The organism is Gemmobacter caeni, assembly GCF_003054195.1.
In the GTDB taxonomy this organism is placed as follows: Bacteria; Pseudomonadota; Alphaproteobacteria; order Rhodobacterales; family Rhodobacteraceae; genus Gemmobacter; species Gemmobacter caeni.
Window position 1 is genome coordinate 72,091 of the sequence record NZ_QBKP01000006.1, and the last position, 20,108, is coordinate 92,198.

Annotated in this window: 23 protein-coding genes; 9 read left to right on the forward strand and 14 right to left on the reverse strand. The window is 65.9% G+C overall.

Features of this window, described 5'->3' with window-relative positions; all coding sequences use genetic code 11:
- The first annotated feature begins 85 nt into the window (after window positions 1-85).
- The 5 genes from C8N34_RS10770 to C8N34_RS10790 all read left to right on the forward strand — a co-directional run bounded on the left by C8N34_RS10770 (window position 86) and on the right by C8N34_RS10790 (window position 4,895).
- On the forward strand, window positions 86-760 hold the full coding sequence (locus C8N34_RS10770; RefSeq protein ID WP_108128872.1) for a haloacid dehalogenase type II: 675 nt from the start codon (window positions 86-88) through the stop codon (window positions 758-760).
- The gene (locus C8N34_RS10775; protein ID WP_054301558.1) at window positions 757-1,581 is read left to right on the forward strand and encodes an alpha/beta fold hydrolase; all 825 of its coding nucleotides are present in this window, start codon (window positions 757-759) and stop codon (window positions 1,579-1,581) included. The genes C8N34_RS10770 and C8N34_RS10775 overlap by 4 nt, the downstream gene beginning before the upstream one ends.
- On the forward strand, window positions 1,578-2,555 hold the full coding sequence (locus C8N34_RS10780) for a threonine ammonia-lyase (RefSeq protein WP_108128873.1): 978 nt from the start codon (window positions 1,578-1,580) through the stop codon (window positions 2,553-2,555). The genes C8N34_RS10775 and C8N34_RS10780 overlap by 4 nt, the downstream gene beginning before the upstream one ends.
- Before the next feature lie 3 nt (window positions 2,556-2,558).
- Window positions 2,559-3,341, forward strand: a complete 783-nt coding sequence (gene pcaD, locus C8N34_RS10785) for a 3-oxoadipate enol-lactonase (protein ID WP_108128874.1) — start codon at window positions 2,559-2,561, stop codon at window positions 3,339-3,341.
- A 315-nt stretch (window positions 3,342-3,656) separates the two neighbouring features.
- Complete coding sequence (locus C8N34_RS10790) at window positions 3,657-4,895, forward strand: mandelate racemase/muconate lactonizing enzyme family protein (RefSeq protein WP_108128875.1); 1,239 nt, start codon at window positions 3,657-3,659, stop codon at window positions 4,893-4,895.
- Between the two features lie 9 nt (window positions 4,896-4,904).
- Here the strand turns inward: C8N34_RS10790 and C8N34_RS10795 are convergent, their stop codons facing one another.
- The 6 genes from C8N34_RS10795 to C8N34_RS10820 form a co-directional block, all read right to left on the reverse strand.
- Window positions 4,905-5,909, reverse strand: a complete 1,005-nt coding sequence (locus C8N34_RS10795) for a GGDEF domain-containing protein (protein WP_108128876.1) — start codon at window positions 5,907-5,909, stop codon at window positions 4,905-4,907.
- Window positions 5,906-6,505, reverse strand: coding sequence for a heme NO-binding domain-containing protein (locus C8N34_RS10800; protein WP_108128877.1), 600 nt, complete (start codon window positions 6,503-6,505; stop codon window positions 5,906-5,908). The genes C8N34_RS10795 and C8N34_RS10800 overlap by 4 nt, the downstream gene beginning before the upstream one ends.
- Window positions 6,506-6,558: 53 nt before the next feature.
- Window positions 6,559-8,295 carry a DUF4153 domain-containing protein gene (locus C8N34_RS10805; RefSeq protein WP_108128878.1) on the reverse strand — a complete coding sequence of 579 codons (1,737 nt, stop codon included), beginning with the start codon at window positions 8,293-8,295 and terminating at the stop codon, window positions 6,559-6,561.
- 58 nt (window positions 8,296-8,353) lie between these two features.
- The gene (locus C8N34_RS10810) at window positions 8,354-9,913 is read right to left on the reverse strand and encodes a trimethylamine methyltransferase family protein (RefSeq protein WP_054301551.1); all 1,560 of its coding nucleotides are present in this window, start codon (window positions 9,911-9,913) and stop codon (window positions 8,354-8,356) included.
- 97 nt (window positions 9,914-10,010) lie between these two features.
- Entirely contained in the window at window positions 10,011-10,718 is a 708-nt protein-coding gene (locus tag C8N34_RS10815; RefSeq protein ID WP_108128879.1) for an HAD family hydrolase, read from the reverse strand.
- Window positions 10,719-10,747: 29 nt separating this feature from the next.
- Window positions 10,748-11,029, reverse strand: a complete 282-nt coding sequence (locus C8N34_RS10820; protein WP_108128880.1) for a DUF3572 domain-containing protein — start codon at window positions 11,027-11,029, stop codon at window positions 10,748-10,750.
- A 123-nt stretch (window positions 11,030-11,152) separates the two neighbouring features.
- Here C8N34_RS10820 and C8N34_RS10825 point away from each other — a divergent pair, with 123 nt between their 5' ends.
- Complete coding sequence (locus C8N34_RS10825; protein WP_108128881.1) at window positions 11,153-12,532, forward strand: diguanylate cyclase; 1,380 nt, start codon at window positions 11,153-11,155, stop codon at window positions 12,530-12,532.
- Between the two features lie 6 nt (window positions 12,533-12,538).
- Here C8N34_RS10825 and C8N34_RS10830 read toward each other — a convergent pair whose 3' ends face one another.
- The 4 genes from C8N34_RS10830 to C8N34_RS10845 are packed head-to-tail and all read right to left on the reverse strand — an operon-like array spanning window position 12,539 to window position 14,733.
- Entirely contained in the window at window positions 12,539-13,048 is a 510-nt protein-coding gene (locus tag C8N34_RS10830) for a periplasmic heavy metal sensor (protein ID WP_108128882.1), read from the reverse strand.
- A gap of 4 nt (window positions 13,049-13,052) precedes the next feature.
- Window positions 13,053-13,433, reverse strand: a complete 381-nt coding sequence (locus C8N34_RS10835; protein WP_108128883.1) for a dihydroorotate dehydrogenase — start codon at window positions 13,431-13,433, stop codon at window positions 13,053-13,055.
- On the reverse strand, window positions 13,430-14,035 hold the full coding sequence (locus tag C8N34_RS10840; RefSeq protein ID WP_054301545.1) for an RNA polymerase sigma factor: 606 nt from the start codon (window positions 14,033-14,035) through the stop codon (window positions 13,430-13,432). The genes C8N34_RS10835 and C8N34_RS10840 overlap by 4 nt, the downstream gene beginning before the upstream one ends.
- A gap of 59 nt (window positions 14,036-14,094) precedes the next feature.
- Window positions 14,095-14,733, reverse strand: a complete 639-nt coding sequence (locus C8N34_RS10845; RefSeq protein WP_242013775.1) for an EF-hand domain-containing protein — start codon at window positions 14,731-14,733, stop codon at window positions 14,095-14,097.
- Between the two features lie 235 nt (window positions 14,734-14,968).
- Here C8N34_RS10845 and C8N34_RS10850 point away from each other — a divergent pair, with 235 nt between their 5' ends.
- Together C8N34_RS10850 and C8N34_RS10855 are read left to right on the forward strand one after the other, a co-directional pair.
- On the forward strand, window positions 14,969-15,358 hold the full coding sequence (locus C8N34_RS10850) for a DUF983 domain-containing protein (protein ID WP_054301544.1): 390 nt from the start codon (window positions 14,969-14,971) through the stop codon (window positions 15,356-15,358).
- On the forward strand, window positions 15,336-16,022 hold the full coding sequence (locus tag C8N34_RS10855) for an NUDIX hydrolase (protein ID WP_108128884.1): 687 nt from the start codon (window positions 15,336-15,338) through the stop codon (window positions 16,020-16,022). Before C8N34_RS10850 ends, C8N34_RS10855 begins: the two co-directional genes overlap by 23 nt.
- Here C8N34_RS10855 and C8N34_RS10860 read toward each other — a convergent pair.
- The gene (locus C8N34_RS10860; protein ID WP_108128885.1) at window positions 16,019-16,918 is read right to left on the reverse strand and encodes a fatty acid desaturase; all 900 of its coding nucleotides are present in this window, start codon (window positions 16,916-16,918) and stop codon (window positions 16,019-16,021) included. The two genes, C8N34_RS10855 and C8N34_RS10860, sit on opposite strands and share 4 nt — an antisense overlap.
- A gap of 99 nt (window positions 16,919-17,017) precedes the next feature.
- On the opposite strand from C8N34_RS10860, the gene C8N34_RS10865 reads away from it, so the two are divergent.
- On the forward strand, window positions 17,018-17,881 hold the full coding sequence (locus C8N34_RS10865) for a helix-turn-helix domain-containing protein (protein ID WP_108128886.1): 864 nt from the start codon (window positions 17,018-17,020) through the stop codon (window positions 17,879-17,881).
- Here C8N34_RS10865 and C8N34_RS10870 read toward each other — a convergent pair.
- Genes C8N34_RS10870 through C8N34_RS10880 form a run of 3 tightly spaced genes read right to left on the reverse strand, consistent with a single transcriptional unit; the run spans window position 17,869 to window position 20,010 of the window.
- On the reverse strand, window positions 17,869-18,384 hold the full coding sequence (locus C8N34_RS10870; RefSeq protein WP_108128887.1) for a lipocalin family protein: 516 nt from the start codon (window positions 18,382-18,384) through the stop codon (window positions 17,869-17,871). The genes C8N34_RS10865 and C8N34_RS10870 overlap by 13 nt on opposite strands.
- Window positions 18,372-18,911 carry a hypothetical protein gene (locus C8N34_RS10875; RefSeq protein ID WP_108128888.1) on the reverse strand — a complete coding sequence of 180 codons (540 nt, stop codon included), beginning with the start codon at window positions 18,909-18,911 and terminating at the stop codon, window positions 18,372-18,374. The genes C8N34_RS10870 and C8N34_RS10875 overlap by 13 nt, the downstream gene beginning before the upstream one ends.
- Window positions 18,912-18,969: 58 nt before the next feature.
- Window positions 18,970-20,010, reverse strand: coding sequence for an aldo/keto reductase (locus C8N34_RS10880; RefSeq protein WP_108128889.1), 1,041 nt, complete (start codon window positions 20,008-20,010; stop codon window positions 18,970-18,972).
- Between the last annotated feature and the right edge of the window lie 98 nt (window positions 20,011-20,108).

The window sequence follows — 20,108 nt, forward strand, 5'->3', positions numbered from 1 at the left end:
CGGCGCGGGGCAAGCGTGACGAACCGCCGCTGCCCCCCTTTCGTCTGCCCTGCCCCTGTGCCAGTTTGGCGCCCGGAGGTGCGTGATGCAGGTTTCAGTGGTGGTTTTCGATGCCTACGGCACGCTGTTCGACGTGGCGGGTGCGGCACGCGCGGCGGCGGCCAGCGATACCCGGCTGGCCGGGCTCTGGCCCCGGTTGGCCGATGACTGGCGGCGTAAACAGCTTGAATACACCTGGCTCCGCAGCCTGATGCGCGATCATGCCGATTTTGCCTCGGTCACAGCCGAGGCGCTGGACTGGGCGATGGAGGCGGCAGGGCTGGAAGATGCGGCGCTGCGCGCCCGTCTGCTGGCGCTTTACGACGAACTGCCCGCCTATCCGGAGGTGCCCGCGATGCTGAAGGCGGTGCAGACGCGCGGCCTGCCCCGCGCGATCCTGTCGAACGGCACGCCCGCCATGCTGTCCTCTGCCACCCGTGCCGCCGGTGTCGCGCCCCTGTTGGACGCCGTGCTTTCGGTCGAGGATCTGGGCATCTACAAGCCGGACCCGTCGGTCTATGCGCTGGTGACCGCACACTTTGACGTACCCCCGCCCGAGGTGCTCTTCGTTTCCTCGAACGGCTGGGACGTGGCAGGCGCCAGTGCCTTCGGCTTCCGCACGCTCTGGGTCAACCGCATGGGCGCGCCGGTCGACCGCCTGCCCGGACGGCCCGACCATATCGCCCGCGACCTTTCCTCATTGACGGATCTTCTGCCATGACCGCCTTCTTCACCGCCACAGACGGCGCCCGCCTTGCCTACAAGGACGAAGGCGCGGGGCTTCCGGTTCTTTGCCTGCCCGGCCTTACCCGCACCATGGGCGATTTCGCCTATATGATCCCGCATCTGCCGCCCGTCCGGCTGATCCGCATGGATTATCGCGGACGCGGAGAAAGCCAGTGGACCGGCGCCGAGACCTACACCGTGCCGCAGGAGGCGCAGGATGCGCTGCGCCTGCTGGATCATCTGGAAATCGACAAAGCCGCTGTTCTGGGCACTTCGCGCGGCGGGCTCATTGCCATGTTCCTTGCCGCCACCGCAAAGGATCGTCTGCGCGGCGTCGCGCTGAACGACATCGGCCCGGTGATCGAACGTCCGGGGCTGGAGCGGATCTTCGACTACATCGGCCATAATCCCCGCGCCAAAAGTTACGAAGCGCTGGCCGAGGCCCTGCCCCGCAACATGCCGGGCTTCGCCAATGTGCCCGCAACCCGCTGGCTGGAGGAAGCACGACTGCATTATCAGCCCACTGAGCGCGGGCTTGGCATCACCTATGACCCGGCGCTGCGCGACGCTTTCCTTGCCGCCTTCAAGGGCGATCTGCCGGAAGCCTGGCCGCTGTTCGACGCGCTGGCAGACCTGCCGGTTGCGCTGATCCGGGGCGCCAATTCCGATCTGTTGTCCGAGGCCACCGCGACAGAGATGCGCCGCCGCCGCCCCGACATGATCTTTGCCGATGTGCCGGACCGCGCCCATATCCCCTTCCTCGACGAAACCGAAGCCGTCGATGCCCTGCATCGCTGGATCAGGAGCATGGCATGATCGACATCACCAATATCGAGGCCGCGGCCGCCCGGCTGTCCGGGCATGCGCTGCGCACGCCGCTGTTGGGATCTGCCTTCCTGAACGACATCGCCGGGCGCCAGGTCTGGGTAAAGGCCGAATGCCTGCAACATACCGGCTCTTTCAAGTTTCGCGGCGGCTGGTCAGCGGTCTCTGCCCTGTCCGCCGAACAGCGCGAGGCCGGTGTCATCGCCTATTCCTCGGGCAATCACGCGCAGGGGGTGGCGCTGGCCGCTCAGCGCCATCACGCGCCCTGTGTGATCGTCATGCCCGGCGACGCGCCGCGCCTGAAGATCGACAACACCCGCGCCCTCGGGGCTGAAGTTGTGCTGTATGATCGTGAACGGGAAAACCGTGATGCCATCGGCGCCCGGATCGCGTCAGAGCGCGGGCTGACCCTGATCAAGCCCTATGACGAGCCCGAGGTCATCGCCGGGCAAGGCACCTGCGGCCTTGAAATCGCCGAACAGGCGACGGAACACCGTATCCGGCAGGCCGATGTCATCATCCCCTGCGGCGGCGGCGGATTGACTGCCGGTGTGGGTCTTGCACTGGAAAGCCGGATGCCGGGCCTGCGCCCCCGCCCGGCCGAACCCGAAGGCTTTGACGATACGGCCCGCAGCCTTGCCAGCGGTGAGGTTTGTCGTAACGCCCGGCTGGCCGGGTCGCTCTGCGATGCCATCGTTACCCCGGCCCCCGGCGCGCTGACCTTCCCGATCAACCGCCGGCTCTGCGGCCCCGGCTTTGCCGTAACGGATGACGAGGCCTTGCACGCCGTCGCTTTGGCCTTCACGCGGTTGAAGATTGTGCTGGAGCCGGGCGGCGCGGTGGCCCTTGCCGCCGCCCTGTTCCGCCCCGACGAGATCGAGGGGGATGACGTTATCGTCATCGCCTCTGGCGGCAATATCGACGCGGGCCTGTTCACTTCGGCCCTGTCCCGCTTCGGGGGCTGAGCCATGCCGCTGGCCTTCCTGCCCGATCTGCGCCTGAACTACCGCGACGAGGGCACCGGCGCGCCGGTGGTCTTTTCCCATGCGCTTGGACTTGACCTGACGATGTGGGACGCGGTGCTGCCGCTGCTGCCGCCTGGCCTGCGCCTCATCCGCTATGACCATCGTGGTCACGGCGGGTCAGACGTGCCTGCCCCACCCTATACGATGGGTGCACTGGTGCGCGATGCAGAGCGTCTGCTGGATCATCTGGGGGTAAAGGACTGCGTATTCGTCGGCCTGTCGATGGGGGGGCTGGTGGCACAGGGGCTGGCCGTGAAGCGCCTGGATCTGGTGCGCGGTATGGTACTGTCGAACACCGCCGCGCGTATCGGGATCGAAAGCCAGTGGCAGGCCCGCGCCCAATCGGTATCAGATCAGGGCATGGAGGCCGTGGCCGACACCACGATGGAACGCTGGTTCAGCCGCCGCTTCCGAGCCGGGGGCCACCATCTTCCGTGGCGCGAACGGCTGCTGGCCTGTGCGCCCGAGGGTTATATCGGCGCCTGTGCCGCGATTGGCGGGACGGATTTCTATACGCCGACCGCCAGCCTCACGCTGCCGACACTGACCCTTGCGGGCAGCGAGGACGGCTCGACTCCGCCCGATCTGGTGCGCGAAACCGCCGAATTGATCGCAGGGGCAGAGTTCCGCCTGCTGCGCGGTTCCGGCCATCTGCCGCCCGTCGATGCGCCTGAGGCATTTTCCGAGGCGCTATCCGGCTTCCTGCGCCGTATCGGCCATGTATAAATCGAACAATCCGGCCAAAAAGGCCCGGATGAAGGAAGCCCGCTGACTCACTGCTCTGTGAGGGATATTCCTGATGTCCTGTTGCTTTGTCCTGCAAATGTCTTGACCTTTCCCGACTTTCGGGCCGGTTTGCCGGCACAGAACTTCGTCCGGTCGCACGCCTGACATTTACGACGAAAATTGTCGCGCCTGAGCCATCCTTGTCGCACAATCACTGGTCTCACGCGCGTTGCGGGCTTAGCCTTTCCCAGTGAAACAGGGGCAACCGGCGACGGGAAGCGCAGGCCCGCGCCCTCTGCGACAGGGATACAGCGCATGAAGCTGAAGGATCTGGAACTCTTCATCGTCGCGCCTCCGGCGCCCGGCTGGGGTGGGCGCTACTGGATTTTCCCGAAGCTGACGACCGATGACGGCATTACCGGCTATGGCGAATGCTACGCCTCGACCGTGGGGCCAAAGGCCATGCAGGCGGTGATCGAGGATGTGTTCGAACGCCACATGCAGGGCGAAAACCCGGAAAACACCGAGCTGATGTTCCGCCGCGCCTATTCCTCGGGCTTCACACAACGGCCCGATCCCACCGTGATGGGGGCCTTTTCAGGGCTGGAAATCGCCTGCTGGGATATCCTCGGCAAGGCGCGCAACAGACCCGTCTGGGCGCTGCTGGGTGGGCGCATCAATGACCGCATCCGGTCTTACACCTATCTTTATCCGGAACCGGGCCGCGAAAGCGCTGAATTCTGGGTCTCGCCCGAGATGGCAGCCGAAGCAGCGGTGCGCTTCATGAATCTGGGCTTCACGGCGGTGAAGTTCGACCCCGCCGGCCCCTACACGATCCGGGGCGGACACGAACCCGCCATGTCCGATATCACCCGTTCGGTCGCCTTCTGCCGCGCCATCCGCGAGGCGGTGGGGGACCGGGTCGACCTGCTGTTCGGTACGCATGGCCAGTTCAGCACGCCCGGCGCGATCCGTCTGGGACGCGAGCTGGAGCCCTACAACCCGCTGTGGTATGAAGAGCCGATCCCCCCGGACAATCTGCTGGAATTTGCCGAAGTCGCCAAGTCGGTCCGCGTGCCGCTGGCCACGGGCGAGCGGATGACGACCAAGGCCGAATTCGGCACCCTGCTGCGCGCGGGTGGGGTGAAGATCCTGCAACCTGCGCTGGGACGGGTCGGCGGTATCTGGGAAGCAAAGAAAATCGCCGCCATGGCCGAGGTGTTCAATGCCCAGATGGCCCCGCATCTTTATGCCGGGCCGGTGGAATGGGCGGCGAACGTGCACCTTGCGGCTTCGATCCCCAATCTGCTGATTGCCGAGACCATCGAGACGGGTGGCGCTTTCCACCAGAAGCTGATCCGCAATTCGATCCGCTGGGAAGATGGCTATATCCTGCCGCCAGAGGCGCCGGGCCTCGGGATCGACTTTGACGAGACGGTAGCCCGCGCCCATCCCTATACCGGCACGCAATTGCACCTCCAGATGCAGGAAGCGCCTTGTGATTACAGCCGCCCCAATCATTTTGAGGGGGGCGCCCCTTCCACCCCGACCTGAGTTGGCGCGTCAGGGCGCCTGACCGGCGCCCTGCCCCATGCCTTGCGGCAGGTGCATCCGTGCGCATCCCCTGCCCGCATGTTTCGCAGCATAAAGCGCCAAATCGGAATCCTGCATCAGCACAGCCGCTTCGGGGGTCTGGTAGAACCCCGACATGGTGATGCCCACAGATGCAGCAATCCGGCAAACCTCCCCCTCGTAGATCATCGGTTCGGACACGCGGTCGATGATCCGTTGCGCAATATCGGTCAGCCGCGCCGGATCGGCCGCGCCGGGCAGAAGCAGCATGAACTCATCCCCCCCGATTCGCGCCAGGGTGTCGCCGCGACGGGTTTCGACCGTAAGGATGCGCGCAACCTCGCGCAGTACATGATCGCCCGCCGCATGGCCCAGGCTGTCATTCACCTGTTTGAAGAAATCCAGATCCAGATGCATGAGACCGAAGGGCTGCGCCGCATCTATCATCCGGGACAAGGCCAGCTCGAACGCGCGGCGGTTGCGCAATCCTGTCAGCATGTCAGTTGCGGCCTGCTCTTCTGCCACCGATTTGGCGCCCTGAAGCCGCAGCGTCAGGCCGCGCAGCTCATCCGTGACAGCCGATTTCGCCTCGACCACATACAGAAGTTCCATCGCCAGCTCGGTCGGTGCGAAATCGGCGCTGGTCAGGGCGTGACGGCGCACCGCCTCAATGATGTCGATGCCGAAGGACAGGTTGACCAGCATGTCGCCCTCCCCCGCCAGCGGCACGGCAATTGCGCGGAACTGGGTCTGCGGCAGATGCCGGGCGGCGAGGAACAGCCTTTGCCCGGCGACTTGCTGCAAGAGGCCCATGCTGGTCAGGCCCGAAGGCCGCCGTATTTCGAACAGGCTGAAGAAATCCGCCGCGCCGGATGCCGCGCCCAACAGCCTGAATGCCGTCGGGCCGCAGGATCGGAGCCTGCCATCAGGGCCAAGATGCAAGTGCAGCGGCAAGAGCAGACCCAAGGCCCTTGCATCGAAACAGGCGACCGTCATCGGGTGACCCCGGGCGTCGCGCGGGCAAGCTCGAACTGACGACCCGCGCTGAATCCGGCCTGGGCCAGCGTAATGGAAATCCGCTCTCCCTCCGGGCCAGAGCCGCAGTGATCAACCAGACACAATGCCCCGTAATCATCCGCCATGGCCCGCAACAGCCCCACCACGACATGCCCCGCCCCATGAATTGCAGACCGGCAGATCAGGGTGAATTCGGTGGCGGAATGATCCTGCAATTCCAGCGTCGGAAGATCGATATCGGGCACGGCAAGACGGGCGCGGCCGGGCAGTTCCTCCAGCGATTGCAGGAAATCCACGAAGGTGGCGCCGCCAAAACGCAGCAGGCGCCGCAAGCCCTGCACGTTGGGATGCGACACCAGATAGATGCCCAGATCCTCCAGCACCGTATCGCGTGGCCGTGCCAGCAGCCGCGCGGCGGCGTCAATCACCCGGTCGGTCAGGCCCGGTTCATAAAGCAGCATCGGCTCAAACCCTTCAAGACCGGGTTGAGCCGCCTGCGCCACCGCCGACCACAGCGGGTGCCCATAGGTATCGCGCAGAAAGCACTGGATTGCCCTGTTGATCAGCCCGTGCATCGAAAACCCCTCAGATTTCCGACGAGGCTAGGGCATGGGCCTTAACAAAGCCCTTAGGGCAACAGGGGCAGCTCAACCTCGCCAAGGCGCAGGGCATTCAGCGGCACCGGCACAAACTCGGGTGTGCCTTTCGCCAGTTGCCGCATCAATGCCACCGCTGCCGCCCCTTCCGGCAGGACACCGCGCAGTGGAGTGACATAGCGCCGTTCCGAAAGGCCATCAGGCCAGCCGAAGCCGGTGACATCCAGCAGCCTGCCATCGCGCAACAGCAGGACCATCGCCTCGTCCCCCGCGATATGCGGCCAGAAATCCCCGGCGATCATCAGACAGGCGGTGCCTCCCTCCCCCGGCAGGTTCTGAAGGCAGGTCTGGCGCCAGTCTGCCAGCTCGGGCGCCGCCAGCTCAGACAGCACCCGGTCGCGCAGCGCCGTGGCCGTAGCGGGCCGCACCGGCAGCAGGGTCGCGAGTTCCTCACGCAGTGCAGCGGCATCCTCGGGCAGTGCGGGGACTGTCGCAGGCTTGCGGCGGAACAGCTCTGCCAGCGCCTCCTGCCCCGGCTCCGCCGCGCGCAGTCTCAGCATTTCGACCGCATCGCGTCCTGGCCGGCCCCAGTCTCGCAGCGCGTCGAGATCGAAACGTGCAACCGGAACCCGACCATTCTCCAGCCGGGCAAGCTGGCTCCGCGTCGCGATCCTTTCGGGGTTCAGAAGCGGGGTCAGCAGGGCGGCGGAAACTGCGATGATCAGCAGCGCCATCACGATATTGGCCTGCCGCAGACGCGCCATCCAGCCACCCAGACGCAGCGCGGCAATGGCATAGAGCACACCATAGCCCAGCCCGAATCCGGCGATCACGGCGCCCAGCACGCGCTCGGGCGTCCAGCCGTATTGCGCCACGCGCAACCAGACCGCCCAGGCTCCGAGCGCCGCGGGGGCGATGATCAGCACCGCCATCGCCCGCGCGGCCCAGCGCACCAGCCTGGCGCGCGCCGCCTCTTCATCCGACTGGTCGACAGCCGATGTGACCAGCGTCGCTCCGGTGGCCGCAATAGTCAGCAGCGTCGCCGCCGCCGACAGCGCGCCGAACAGACCATCCAGCCCCTGCACCGGCAGCACCACGAGGAACAGCACCACCACAAGCAGCAACACCGGCAGCAGAAGTCGCAGCAGCCGCAGGATCAGATAGGGCGACATCACATCGGCCATCTCGTCCACCACGGCAATGCCAAGGCCCAGCGCGATGCCGGTGATGACAGGGCTGATGAACGGCGTGCTGATCAGATCACCCAGAAAGCCGATGCCCACGGTTTTCAGCAGAGCATCCGACAGGAACAAGACCGCCCAGACAATACCGACGAACAGCCAGGCCGCCGCGTAGCGGATGACGATGGTCCAGGCTTCGATGAAAAGCAGCCGGTAATCCCGCCAATGGCTGAGTTGCGCTGCGACCAGAAAGGGTTGCGGCAGGAAGGTCAGGGCCAGAGCGGCAAGGATCACCGCCGGGGTGTCAAACATCTGATCAGCAGAGACATAGCCAAGGCTGGCCCAGGCCAGCCCCAGCCCGACCACCAGCGCCAGCGGCAGGGCCGTCAGCACCGACCGGCGCAGCGACAGCGGTCCCGCCATGCCCAGAACCGCAACAAAGAACACCAGGGTGAAGCCGGTCAGCGCGAGTGCGGCGCGTTCGGGCAGCAGATTATAGTCATGAATCTGACCCAGCCCGAAGAAGGCCAGCCCCGCCAGCCCCCCGGTCGCCGCCATGGCGATACGTTGCGAAATCTGCCGGTCCATGCCTGCCTCCTGCCATTCCGGCGCAGGTTATCCCGCGCCGGGGGCAAGGAAAAGGCGGTCAGAAATCGGTGGGGGCGCCGCCCTCCTGCTTGCGCTGCGCAACGAACCGGGTCAGCGCCTCCAGCCGGTCACCCTCGATGGGGGGCGGAGTGAAATCGGCGAGGATCTGTTTATACATCCGGTGCGCGCGCTCTGCCGTCCAGACCGCGCCATCCTGATGCCAGGCCTCGTAATTGCGCCAGTCGGCCAGGAATGGCGAATAAAAGGCGGTCTGGTAGCGGTCCTGCGTATGCTGGCAACCAAAATAGTGGCCCCCCGCCCCCACCTCGCGGATCGCGTCGAAGGCCAGATCGTCGTCGGTGGTGCCAAAGGTCTCTGGTTCGCAATAGCGCTGAATCATTTGCAGCACCTCGCAATCCATCACGAATTTTTCGGGGCTGGCGATCAGCCCGCCCTCCAGCCAGCCAGCCGCATGATAGACCATGTTGGACCCGGCCTGCACGGCGGCCCAGAGCGAATTGCAGGTCTCCCACATGCTCTGACCATCCGGCACGTTGGCTGCGCAGACACCGGAAGACCGCTGCGGCACGCCGTAGAAGCGTACAAGCTGCCCGGTCATCTGTGTCGCCCGCATGTATTCCGGCGTGCCAAAGGCCGGGGCGCCGGATTTCATATCGACGTTGGAGGTGAAAGTGCCGATGGCAACCGGGCAACCGGGGCTGATGTATTGCAGCAGTGCAATGGCCGACAGCGCCTCGGCCAGCGACAGGGCGACTGCGCCTGACATGGTGACCGGGGCCATGGCGCCCGCAAGGGTAAAGGGCGTTACCACCACCGGCTGCCGCCGCCGCGCCAGCCGCATCGCGCCATCCAGCATCGGATAGTCGTGTTTCAGGGGCGAAACCGAGTTGATGTTGGTATACATCCGCGGCTTCGCCTCGAACTCGTCATGGCTGAGCCCGCCCGCCAGACGCACCATCTCCATCACATCCTCGACCCGCTCGGCGCCAAGGCTGTAGGCGTGGCACACCTTGTCGGTGAGCGTCAGCTTCTCGAACAGGCAATCGAGATGGCGCACCGAAGGATGAATGTCGATCGGCTCTACCGGATAGCCGCCCGCGATATGGATGCAGTTGAAATACTGCGTCAGTTTCAGGAATTCCCTGAACGTTTCGAAATCGCCCGAACGTTTGCCGCGTTCCAGATCCCAGGCATTCGGCGGGGACGAGACATTGACGAAGACCATATGACGCCCGCCCAGAATGATCTCGCGTTCCGGGTTGCGCGGCGTGATGGTGAATTGCGACGGTGCCTTGCGCACCATCTCCATCACGAAATCCTCGTCCATCTTCACATTGGTGCCCGAAACCTTGCAACCCGCCTGCTTCAGGATCTCGCAGGCTTCGGGATTCAGCATTTCGATGCCGATTTCCCTCAGGATGCGCATGGCGGTGCGGTGGACGCGCTGCACGCCTTCGGCATCCAGCGGCTCGACCGGGGCGTCGGGCAGCACGGGGATGCGCCAGGGCATCTGGTCGATCACGGCGGTTCCGGCGCGGGCCTGATTACCCGCCCGGCCACCGGCGCGGCTGCGTTTGCGGCCCTGATCGTCGCTCATGCCCGTTCTCCATCCTGGGATTCCGCTTTCCGCCAGAATGGCCGAAAGGAACCGCCAAGGCGGACAACAAGCGCGACAGGTTTGTGTCGTTTTTGATCTAGGCGGTCAGGGCCGCGCCAGAGAGCGAGTCCAGCCAGCCCGGCAACGCACCAATGTGATCCAGCACCAGATCGGCATGCGGCGCAAGTTCGTCCTGCAAGGCGATGCCAGTCAGCACGGCAACACAGGTCATCCCGGCCGCGCGGCCGGCCTCCATGTCGTGCCGGCTGTCACCAACCATCGCAATGCGCGACGGGTCCAGCCCCATCTGCCCCGCAAAGGCCAGAAGCTGTCCCGGCGCGGGCTTGCCGCCATAGCCCGAGTCGTAACCGGCCACAAAATCGAACAGCTCCAGCACCCCATGCTTACGCAGATGCGTGCGGGCGGGGATTTCGGTATCATTGGTCGCAAGCCCGATTTTCAGCCCGCGTGCCTTCAGCGCGGTGAACAGCGGCACCAGCGGCACAGCCTCCACCGTGGGCGCCTCAGCGGCCAGCAGGTTCATGCGGTCCACAAGGCTGCTCGCGGCTTCGGGCGCCAGATGCGGCAGCATCGCTTCGGCAATTTCCGGGGCGGTGGCGGCGATCACCGGGCTGTCGGGGGCAAAATCCATCCGCGCCGCATCGAACCCGATGGACTGCGCCAGCACAGCGCGCCGGTCGGCATCCGGTTCCAGCTCGGCCAGCAGTCGCGCGGCCCAGCCGCCCCAGCTTTGCCGGAAGTCGAACAGCGTACCGTCCTTGTCGAAGATGAGCCCGTCGATCATTTCATCCCTATCCCGCGCGCTGCGCGTGGTTATGTCCAGTGTGGCAGCTCGCCGCCCGGCAGACCGGCCCGCGCCTGCATCGGCGCCTCGTAAGGCAGACCAGCCGCATCGCAGAAAGCCATGACCAGCGCATCCTCGGCCAGCAGAAAATCCATCACCGCCGCCAGAAACTCCGGCTCAGTTGCGCGGGCGGGAAGATCGGCGGGCGCGCTGCCGGTCGCCGCCAGAAAACCCGGCAACAGTTCCTCCTGGGTCACCAGCCAGCCCAGCGCACGAAGGGCCAGAGTTTCGGCAGATTCCCGCGCAGTCACCGGGAAAACTCTGATCTGGGATGCGACATTTCGGCTTTGATCCGCAAAGTGTGAACAGGTGGCAATGATTTCTTAACCATCTCGCGAAACACTGTCGATCAGGGAACGGTGACGGAGCTGGATATGGTCGGCAAGATCCTCATTGCGGATGATGTGGCCACCAATCGCATCGTCTTCAAGGTAAAATTGGCGGCGGCCTGCTATCATCCGCTGCTGGCGGGCGATGCGCAAACCTGTCTCGCCATGGCGCGGGCGGAAAAGCCTGATGCGATCCTGCTGGACGCAGATCTGGGAAACCGCAGGGGCCTTGCGGTGCTGGAACAATTGCGCGCCGATGCCGCCACGGCTGATATCCCGGTACTGATGCTGGCGGCATCACCGGATGCCGGGCTGCGGCTTGCCGCATTGCGGGCCGGTGCGGAGGATTGCCTGGCCAAGCCGCTGGACGACCAGTTGCTCATGGCCCGGCTGCGCAATCTGTTGCGGCTGCACGAAACCGCCGACGAACTGGGTCACCGCGAACAGGCCCTGCAGGTGCTGGGCCTGGCCGAGGCGCCTGCGGGGTTTGAGCGGCAGGGGCTGGTCGTCGTCGTCGCGGAGCGACCGGAGCAGGCATTGCTGTTGCGTCGCCAGCTTGCGGGGCGCGCGGGGATCGAGGTGCGGACCATGGGCCGGGACGAGGCGCTGAACGCCACCGCCGCCGGGCTGGCCCCTGATATCTTTGTGCTGGATGCCGAAATCAGCGGGCCGGGCGGCGGGTTGCGGCTGATGTCCGACCTGCGCGCGCGCCGCACCGCACGGCACAGCGCCATGGTGTTGATCGGTCAGGGGCAAGTGCCCGCCGATCTTGCCATGGCCTATGATATGGGAGTCAGCGCCGCCCTGCCCGACGATCTGCCGGCCGAGGAAATGGCCTTCCGGCTTCAGGCATTGCTGCGGCGCAAACGCACCGGCGACCGTCTGCGCCATTCGGTGCAGGACGGGCTGCGCCTTGCTGTGACCGATCCGCTGACCGGGCTTTACAACCGCCGCTATGCCCAGCCCCGACTGGCCGCGATTGCCGAGCGCGCCCATGCCTGCGGCAGCGCTTTCGCGGTCATGGTAATCGACCTCGACCGTTTCAAACAGGTGAACGACCGCTGGGGCCACGCGGCAGGGGATGCGGTTCTGGTCGAGGTCGCGCAGCGGTTAAGCCTGAACCTGCGTCCGGCGGATCTGGTTGCGCGCATCGGCGGCGAGGAATTTCTGGTGATCCTGCCCGAATCCGGCGCCTCCGAGGCCCGTCACATTGCCGAACGGCTGCGCCATGCCATCGAAAAGCCCCCGGTTGCCCTGCCGGGGGGGGAAACCTTGCAGATTACCGTGTCCATAGGCCTCGCCGTGCAGGACAGCGCACAAGCCGCAATTCCGGCGGCTGATCTGGTCGACATGGCCGATCAGGCCTTGCTTTGCGCGAAATCGCGCGGCCGCAATCAGGTGATCCAAAGCCGCAGCGCTGCCTGAGGCGCCTTACCTGTCGCCCTTGCGGTCCTCGGGCGGCGGGCTCTTGCGCGTGATGCGCTGTTCCAGCCGGTCGGCAAAGGCGTGGCGTTCGGCATCGCTCATCCCGGCCAGCCGCTCGCGCAGCAGATCCTGCCCGAGTTTCAAGTGATCGGCCAGACGCGCCTGCTGGGTGTCGAAAGCCCGAGAAAGCCGCCCGGCATCAAAAGGATCGGCCCGCAGGGCAGACAGCATCTCGCCCATATCCGCCCGCATTTGTGCCCGCGCCGCGCGGAAATCGGGGCGACGGTCGCGAAAGGATTTGCGCAGGGCGTCACGATCCGCCTCGCTCAGCGCCTCGGTGAAGGGACCGAAACCAAGATCCCGCACTTCGCGCCCACGGTCATGGGGGTCTTTCAGCAGGGCACCGCCCACGATACCGGCAACCATCAGGTTGACCGCCAGCGAGGCGAAGAAGGCGATCTTCCAGCGCCGCAGGCTGCGGTGACTGGCCGGGCGTGGTTCAGGGGTCGTCGTCATGGCTTCATCCCTCCGCCAGCCAGATTTCAAGATCGGGGATCAGTTCGACCACATCCACCGCAGCGGGTTCAAGGGCCTGCGATACATCGGCGACCGGCGCGGGTTGCACGAAGCCGATCCAGACCCCTGCCAGTGTCGCAGCCACCAGGCCCGCCGCCGCGCGGTTGTTCGCGGGTGAAAACAACCCCGCCAGCCAGCCCCGGCGCGCGGCAGGCCGGCGCTGAGCCGTATGCTGCGGCAGGGCATCCTGCGCGGCATAGGCATCTGCCAGCACCCGCGCCATCAGCCCCGAAGCCTCGGGCGGCGCAGCGGCGCGCGCCTCATCAAACAGGCTGTCCAGCGCCTCGGCCGTCAGTCCCACATCATCCCGAAGCCTGACACTCATGTCCCGGTCTCCTCATCCTCATAGCCCAGCGCCGCGCGCTGGCCCGACAAGACCGCAGCAAGGGCGCGTTTGCCCCGTGCGGTCAGGCTTTCCACAGCCTCTACCCCGATGCCCATGATCCCGGCGATCTCGGGGTTCGCAAGTCCCTCAAGGTGGCGCAACACCACCGCCTGACGCTGCCGCTCCGGCAGGGCAGTCAGGGCGGTGTCGAGTGCGGCCATCCTGTCGCGTTGCATCATCGCCGCCGCCGCGCCAGGCGCATCATCCGCCACCTCAGGTGCCGTCTCCGGCAGATCCAGGGGACGCCTCGCCCGCGCGCGCTGCCGGTCGGTCACCAGATTGGTGACCACACGATACAGCCATGTGCTGACCTGCGCCTCTTCCGCGCGCCAGTCCGGCGCAATCCGCCAGAGCCGCAACATGGCTTCCTGGGCCACATCCTCGGCCTCGGCACGGTCGCCCAGCAGACGGGTGGCATATCCCAGAACGCGCGGCGTGAACCGCAAGGTCAGAACCCGCGCAGCCGCCCGGTCGCCCGCCGCATACCGGGCAAGCAGAACCGCGTCGGGCAGGTCTGAGGAAACGTCAAGGGGCATGGACATCCTGCAAGGGTGTTATCCGCGAAACGGGGGCGCGACAATCGCCGCGCCCCCGGCACTCGTCAATTCCCTGCGCCGTCTTCCGCCGCACCCTCTTCGGGCTGCGGCATCACCGGCTTGCCGCCCTGCCCCTTGGCCCCGCGACCGTCCTTGCCATGCCAGCCCTTGCCATGCCCGCCCTTGCCGTGCTCGCCATGACCCCGGCGCTCCATGCGTGACATCATCTTCTCGCGCGCGGCATCCGCCTCGGCCTTGCTGATCGCACCATCGCCGTCCGTATCGACGCGGGCCAGCATCTTCGGCCCCGGTCCGGGCATCGCCAGAACCTCGGCCGCCGTCAGCATCCCGTCGCCATCCGCATCCAGACGCTGCATCATCTGATCGACCTGCGCGCGGATACGCTCTTCCGCACCCCGCATCCGCATCGCCACCAGTTCGTCGGCGCTGATCTTGCCATCCTTGTCGGCATCAAGTTCAGCCACCCGTGCTGCACGGGCCGCCGCGAATTCCTCGGGCGTGATCTTGCCGTCCTTGTCGGCATCCAACTTGTCAAAATCGAACATCGGGCCGTCCTGCATCATCATGCCCATCGGCCCCATACCGCCATGATCGCGCATCCGGTCTGCAAGCGCGGCAGATCCCAGACCACCGGCCAGGATCGAGGCCAGCGCTGCGGTGTAAACGAGGGTGCGTTTCTGCATCTTCAATCTCCTGTCTGTCGGGTGGGCCGCCTCTGCATGGCGCCACCGTCATGCCAGACAAACGCCCGGCGGCTGGGTTTCCGTCGCAATCACCGCTCACTTTCGGTCACGGCCCCGTGAGCACCTAAATGCGACTTTCCAGCGCATGTTTTCCGCGCCCCTTGCTCCTGCCCTGTCGCCATGACTATGCTGCGCCGATCCAGACCGCTATGCCCCCCTGATCCGAGGTTGACCGATGACCGCACTGGCGCAGACCGAAGACGACCGCCCGCTGTGGCCCGCTATCGTGCGCGGCTGGCGGCGGCGCTGCCCGAACTGCGGGGCGGGGCCGGTGCTGCGCGGCTATCTGACGGTGCGCGAAAGCTGCCCCGTCTGTCATGAGGCACTGCACCACCAGCGCGCAGATGATGGCCCGGCCTATATCACCATTCTGATCGTCGGGCACATCATGGGACCGGCGCTGCTGTGGGCCTTTGTGAAATGGCGGCCCGATCCGCTGATTCTGGTGTCGATCTTTTCGGTGATCGCGGTTGCGATGACCCTCTGGCTTCTGCCGCGCGTGAAAGGCGCCTTCGTGGCGCTGCAATGGTCACGGCGCATGCATGGATTCGGCTCAAGTGACTGAGCGGCCAGCCGATACGCCGGTACGGCCTGCTGCAACCGTGGTGCTGACCCGCGCGCGGGCCGGTGGCCCCGAGGTACTGATGGGCCAGCGCGGCGCCGGTGCGGCCTTCATGCCTTCGAAATACGTCTTTCCAGGCGGTGCGGTGGACCGCGCCGATGCTGCCGTTCCGCTAGTCGCGCCGCTGGGTGAGCCTTGTCGCAGTCGGCTGGCCGGAACGGACATCGCACCCGACACGCTGGCCGCCGCCGCAATCCGCGAATTGTTCGAGGAAACCGGCCTGGCTTTGGGCCAGCCCGCCACCTGGGCCGATCCGCCCGCAGACTGGCAGAGCTTCGCCGCGCGCGGTCTGCGCCCCGATGCCTCGGGTTTCCGCTTCATCTTTCGCGCCATAACCCCGCCCGGCCGCCCCCGCCGCTTTGACGCGCGCTTCTTCCTTGCCGATGCAGACGCCGTTCAGGGCGACGTCGAGGATTTCTCGGCCGCCTGTGACGAGCTTTCGCATCTGCACTGGATCTCTCTGGCCGAGGTGCGGCGGCTGGACCTGCCCTTCATCACCGAGGTCGTCCTGTCTGAAGTCGCCCTTCTGATGCGCGGCGGCCAGCAACCCGGTGTGCCGTTCTTCGACAATTCCGGCACCCGGCCCACCTTCCGGCGGATCACCTAACGCCGGAACGGCCAGAGCGGGTGCGGCACCGGATCTTTTGCCGTCACCAGATAGCGGCGAAACACCTCGGCATAGCTGCGGTAGACATAGCCATCGTTGCGTCGCTGATAATGATCCCGATGCGCGTGATAAAGCGCAGGCAGGGCATACCAGGGCACATTCGGGTGCATGTGATGCACCACATGCAGGTTGTTGTTCAGAAACAGCAGCGCCAGCGGGCCGCGATCTTCAATGATCACGGTGCGCGCGCGCGCAGCCTCATGGGCGCGGTGTTCCAGAAAGGTGCGGATCTTCAGCAGTGCATGGCCGATATAGGCCGCCATCAGATAGGCCCAGCCGCTCATCGGGGCGACCCAGATCCACCAGATCACCGGCACCAGCCCCGCCAGATGCAGCAGCCAGTCGCGGATCACCGCCCGGTCGCCACGCAATGCCAGCCCGGCCTCGGTGCGCAGCCACAGCAGATTGCCGATCAGCGGCCCCAGCAGCACCCGCCCCGCGAGGGTGTTGTTCACCTCCAGCAGCCAGCGTGCAGGGCGCGACAGCCGCGCCCAGACCGCCGGATCGAAATAGTTCGATTCCGGGTCGTCGTAGGGGTCGGTCAGGACCGGGTCGTGGTGGTGCGCCAGATGGGTGTCGCGAAAGCGGCCATAGGGCACGGTCAGGTTCAGCGCCGGGAAGGCCAGCGCCTCGTTGGCCATCCGCGAATGGAAGGGATGACCATGCAGCATCTCGTGTTGCAGCGAAGAAAACTGAGCGATGGCAACTCCGGTCAGCGCCACTCCCAGCACAGGCGACAGATCATAGGCCCAGGTCGTGCCCAGCGCCCAAAGCGCATAGGTCATCAGCAGCAGCGACAGGGTGATCCATTCAACGGTGCGGGGGGGGTGGCGCATAGCGGCTCCGGCATTTTTCAAGGGCTTAGCACCGGGCACGACCTGCGAGAATGCGGAAGATGCGCATGACAAAGTCATCAGAATTGATTATAGTCATCAATGATGGAAAAGATCGACAAACGTGACCGCGCCACCCTGTTTCGCGTCCGACTGGCCGAGGCGATGGCCGCGCGTCAGATGACACAGGCCGCGCTGGCGCGCGCGACCGGGGCAGACCGTTCCACCATTTCGCAGCTTCTGGCCGATGGGGTGCGGCTACCCAATGCCCAACTGGCCGCCGATTGCGCGCAGGCGCTGGGGATCAGCGCAGACTGGCTTCTGGGCCTGACCGAACGGCCCGAGCCGGTGGCCGACCTGCTGGCCACGCAACTGACGATGCGGGAAGCGCCGCGCGCCCTGTTTGACGAGGCGATCTTCGGCTGGCACCGCGAGGCGGCGGGCTACAAGATCCGGCATGTCCCGGCGACGCTGCCCGACATGCTGAAAACCCGCGCTCTGGTGGAATGGGAATATCGCCCGCAACTGGGCCGCACCGCCGAACAGGCGATCGGCGCCTTCGAGGATCAGCTGGCCTGGCTGCGCACCGCGCAATCGGATTACGAAATCGCCCTGCCGCTGCACGAGATGGAGGCGTTTGCCACCGGCACCGGCTATTACGCCGGGCTTCCGGTCGAGGTACGGCTGGGTCAGATCGAGCGGTTCGAGACGCTGGCGGATCAGCTTTACCCCTCGCTGAGGCTGTATCTCTTTGATGCGCGGCGGGTGTTTTCAGCGCCCGTGACGGTGTTCGGCCCGCTGCTGGCGGTGGTGTATCTCGGTCGCCATTACATCGCCTTCCGGGACCGTGCGCGGGTCGAGACCATCAGCGCGCATTTCGACTGGCTGGTGCGCGAGGCAACCCTGGGCGCCCGCGATTTTGCCGCGCATATGCGCGATCTGCGGACGCGCGTTCAGAACATCTGAAGCCCGGCAAGGCTATAGCCGTTCCAGTCGAGGATTTCGCGCGCGGCCTTCAGCCGGTCAGGCGAGGTTACGCCACCGCGTTCCAGCACAAAGCCCATGCGCCCCGACGGCGTGCCGATGACCAGCGTGCGGCTGTCGGCATCGGCCCACAGCACCCACCACGGTTCGGCCAGCGCACCTTCCGCAGCCTCGAGCTGCAAACGACCGGGCGCAACCAGCCGGGCGTTACCGCGATAGCGCGCGCGCTGCCCGTCAAGGCAAAGATCGGCTTCCACCTGCAGACCCTGCGCGCCCGACGGGCCGAAACTGACCATCCCGCCCCGGCAGCCCCCCGCCTCTGCCGCGAAGGTGCCGACCTGCTGCCAGCGACCGGCAAGACTTGCCGCATCCAGCACAGCGCTGGAATAGATCGGCACCGCCGTGTTGCGAAAGGCGCGTTCCGGCTCCGGTGTTTTGGCACAGGCGGACAGCGCCAGCAGCAGTGCAAACATTAGTCGAGACACAGTGTCACCTCGCGCCCGTCGGCCTGAAGGATGGGGTTGCAGCCGAAAAGCGGCGTGACCGGCGCGCAACTGCGCGAGCGGGCAAGACAGAATCCCTCGCAATCGCTTTCGCGGCTGCATTGCTTGCCCGCGTCCCGCGTGCGCCGCACGCAGGTCCGGGCCTGCGACAGCCCGGCAGCGGACCAGGTGCCCCCCGCCTTTTCGCAACTGATCTGCGCGGCGGTCTTCGCGGCAGGCTCAGGTTGAGGCGCCGTTACAGGCCTGGGCGGTGCGGCGGTGGGAGGCACCCCGGGTTGGGCCTCTGGCGCAGCCTTCGGCGCTGGGTCAGGCGCGGCGGCCGGTTTGACATCGGACGCCGCGGTTGCCGGGGCCAATGTCGTGGTCGTCACCGGACCGCCGGTGATCGCCCCCGGCGCGGCAGTTACCCCAGCTTCAGGCGGCGGCGCAGTCTTGCCGCCCCCAAGCCCCGCAGGCAACTGGCAGGCCGCCAGCAGGCCAATCGTCAACAGCGCTGCAATACGGCGCATCCCGTCCCCCACTCATCCCGCCTCAATAGGCCCGAAGCCCGGCACGGGCGCAACCCGTTCAGTAAGGCGCAGGGTAAAGACGGTGCAAGGCGTCAATATCGGCCAGAACCTCGTCCGACAGCGTCAGATCTGCCGCACCGATATTGCTTTCAAGCTGCGCAAGTGTCGTGGCGCCGATGATCGGAATGCAGGCAAACGGCCTCTGACGGGTGAAGGCAATCGCCATCTGGCAAGGATCAAGCCCATGATCGCGCGCAAGGCCAAGATAGGCCGAAACGGCAGGAAACACCTGCGCGGTGACACGTCCGCCCAGATCGGGGGTGCGTTCACGCCGCGTGCCTTCGGGCACCACATCCCCGGCGTACTTGCCCGACAGCAGCCCCGTTGCCAGCGGCGAATAGGCCAGCAACGGCATGTCCTCCAGCACCGAAAACTCGGCCCAGTCGGTATCGAACTGGCGGCAGAGCAGCGAATATTCGTTCTGCACGCTGGCCATGCGCGGCAGGTTTTCCATCCCGGCCAGCCGCAGCCATTCGGCCGCGCCCCAGACGCTTTCGTTCGACAGGCCAAGCGCGCGGATCTTGCCTTCAGCCACCAGATCGCCCGCAGCGCGCAGCACTTCGGCCATGTTGTCGCGGATCGCTGCGGGGTCGTCGAAACGCGGCGCATAGCGCCACATCTGGCGGAAGTGATAGCTGCCGCGATTGGGCCAGTGCAGTTGGTAAAGGTCGATGTAATCGGTCTGCAACCGCCGCAACGAACCTTCGACCGCCGTGCGCAAGGTGGCGGCGCTAATCGGCTGATCGGCGCGCACCGTCTTGCCCTTGCCGGTGATCTTGGTCGCCAGAACCACACGCTCACGCCCGCCGCGCGCGGCGAACCAGTTGCCGATGATCGCTTCGGTCCCGCCGACGGTTTCGGCGCTGACCGGGTTGGTCGGATACATTTCGGCGGTGTCCCAGAAGGTCACGCCGCGCTCTGTCGCCATATCCATCTGGGCAAAGGCCTCGGCCTCGGTGTTCTGGGTGCCCCAGGTCATCGTGCCGAGGCAGAGTTCCGAAACCATGAGCCCGCTGCGGCCCAGTGCAACCTGTTTCATCACGTTTCTCCTTGTCGGGCATCAGCTTAGAGCGGAACGCCGCAGTGGCAAGACCTGCGCCACCTCACGCGCTGTTACAAACTGTGATCATTTCGCCC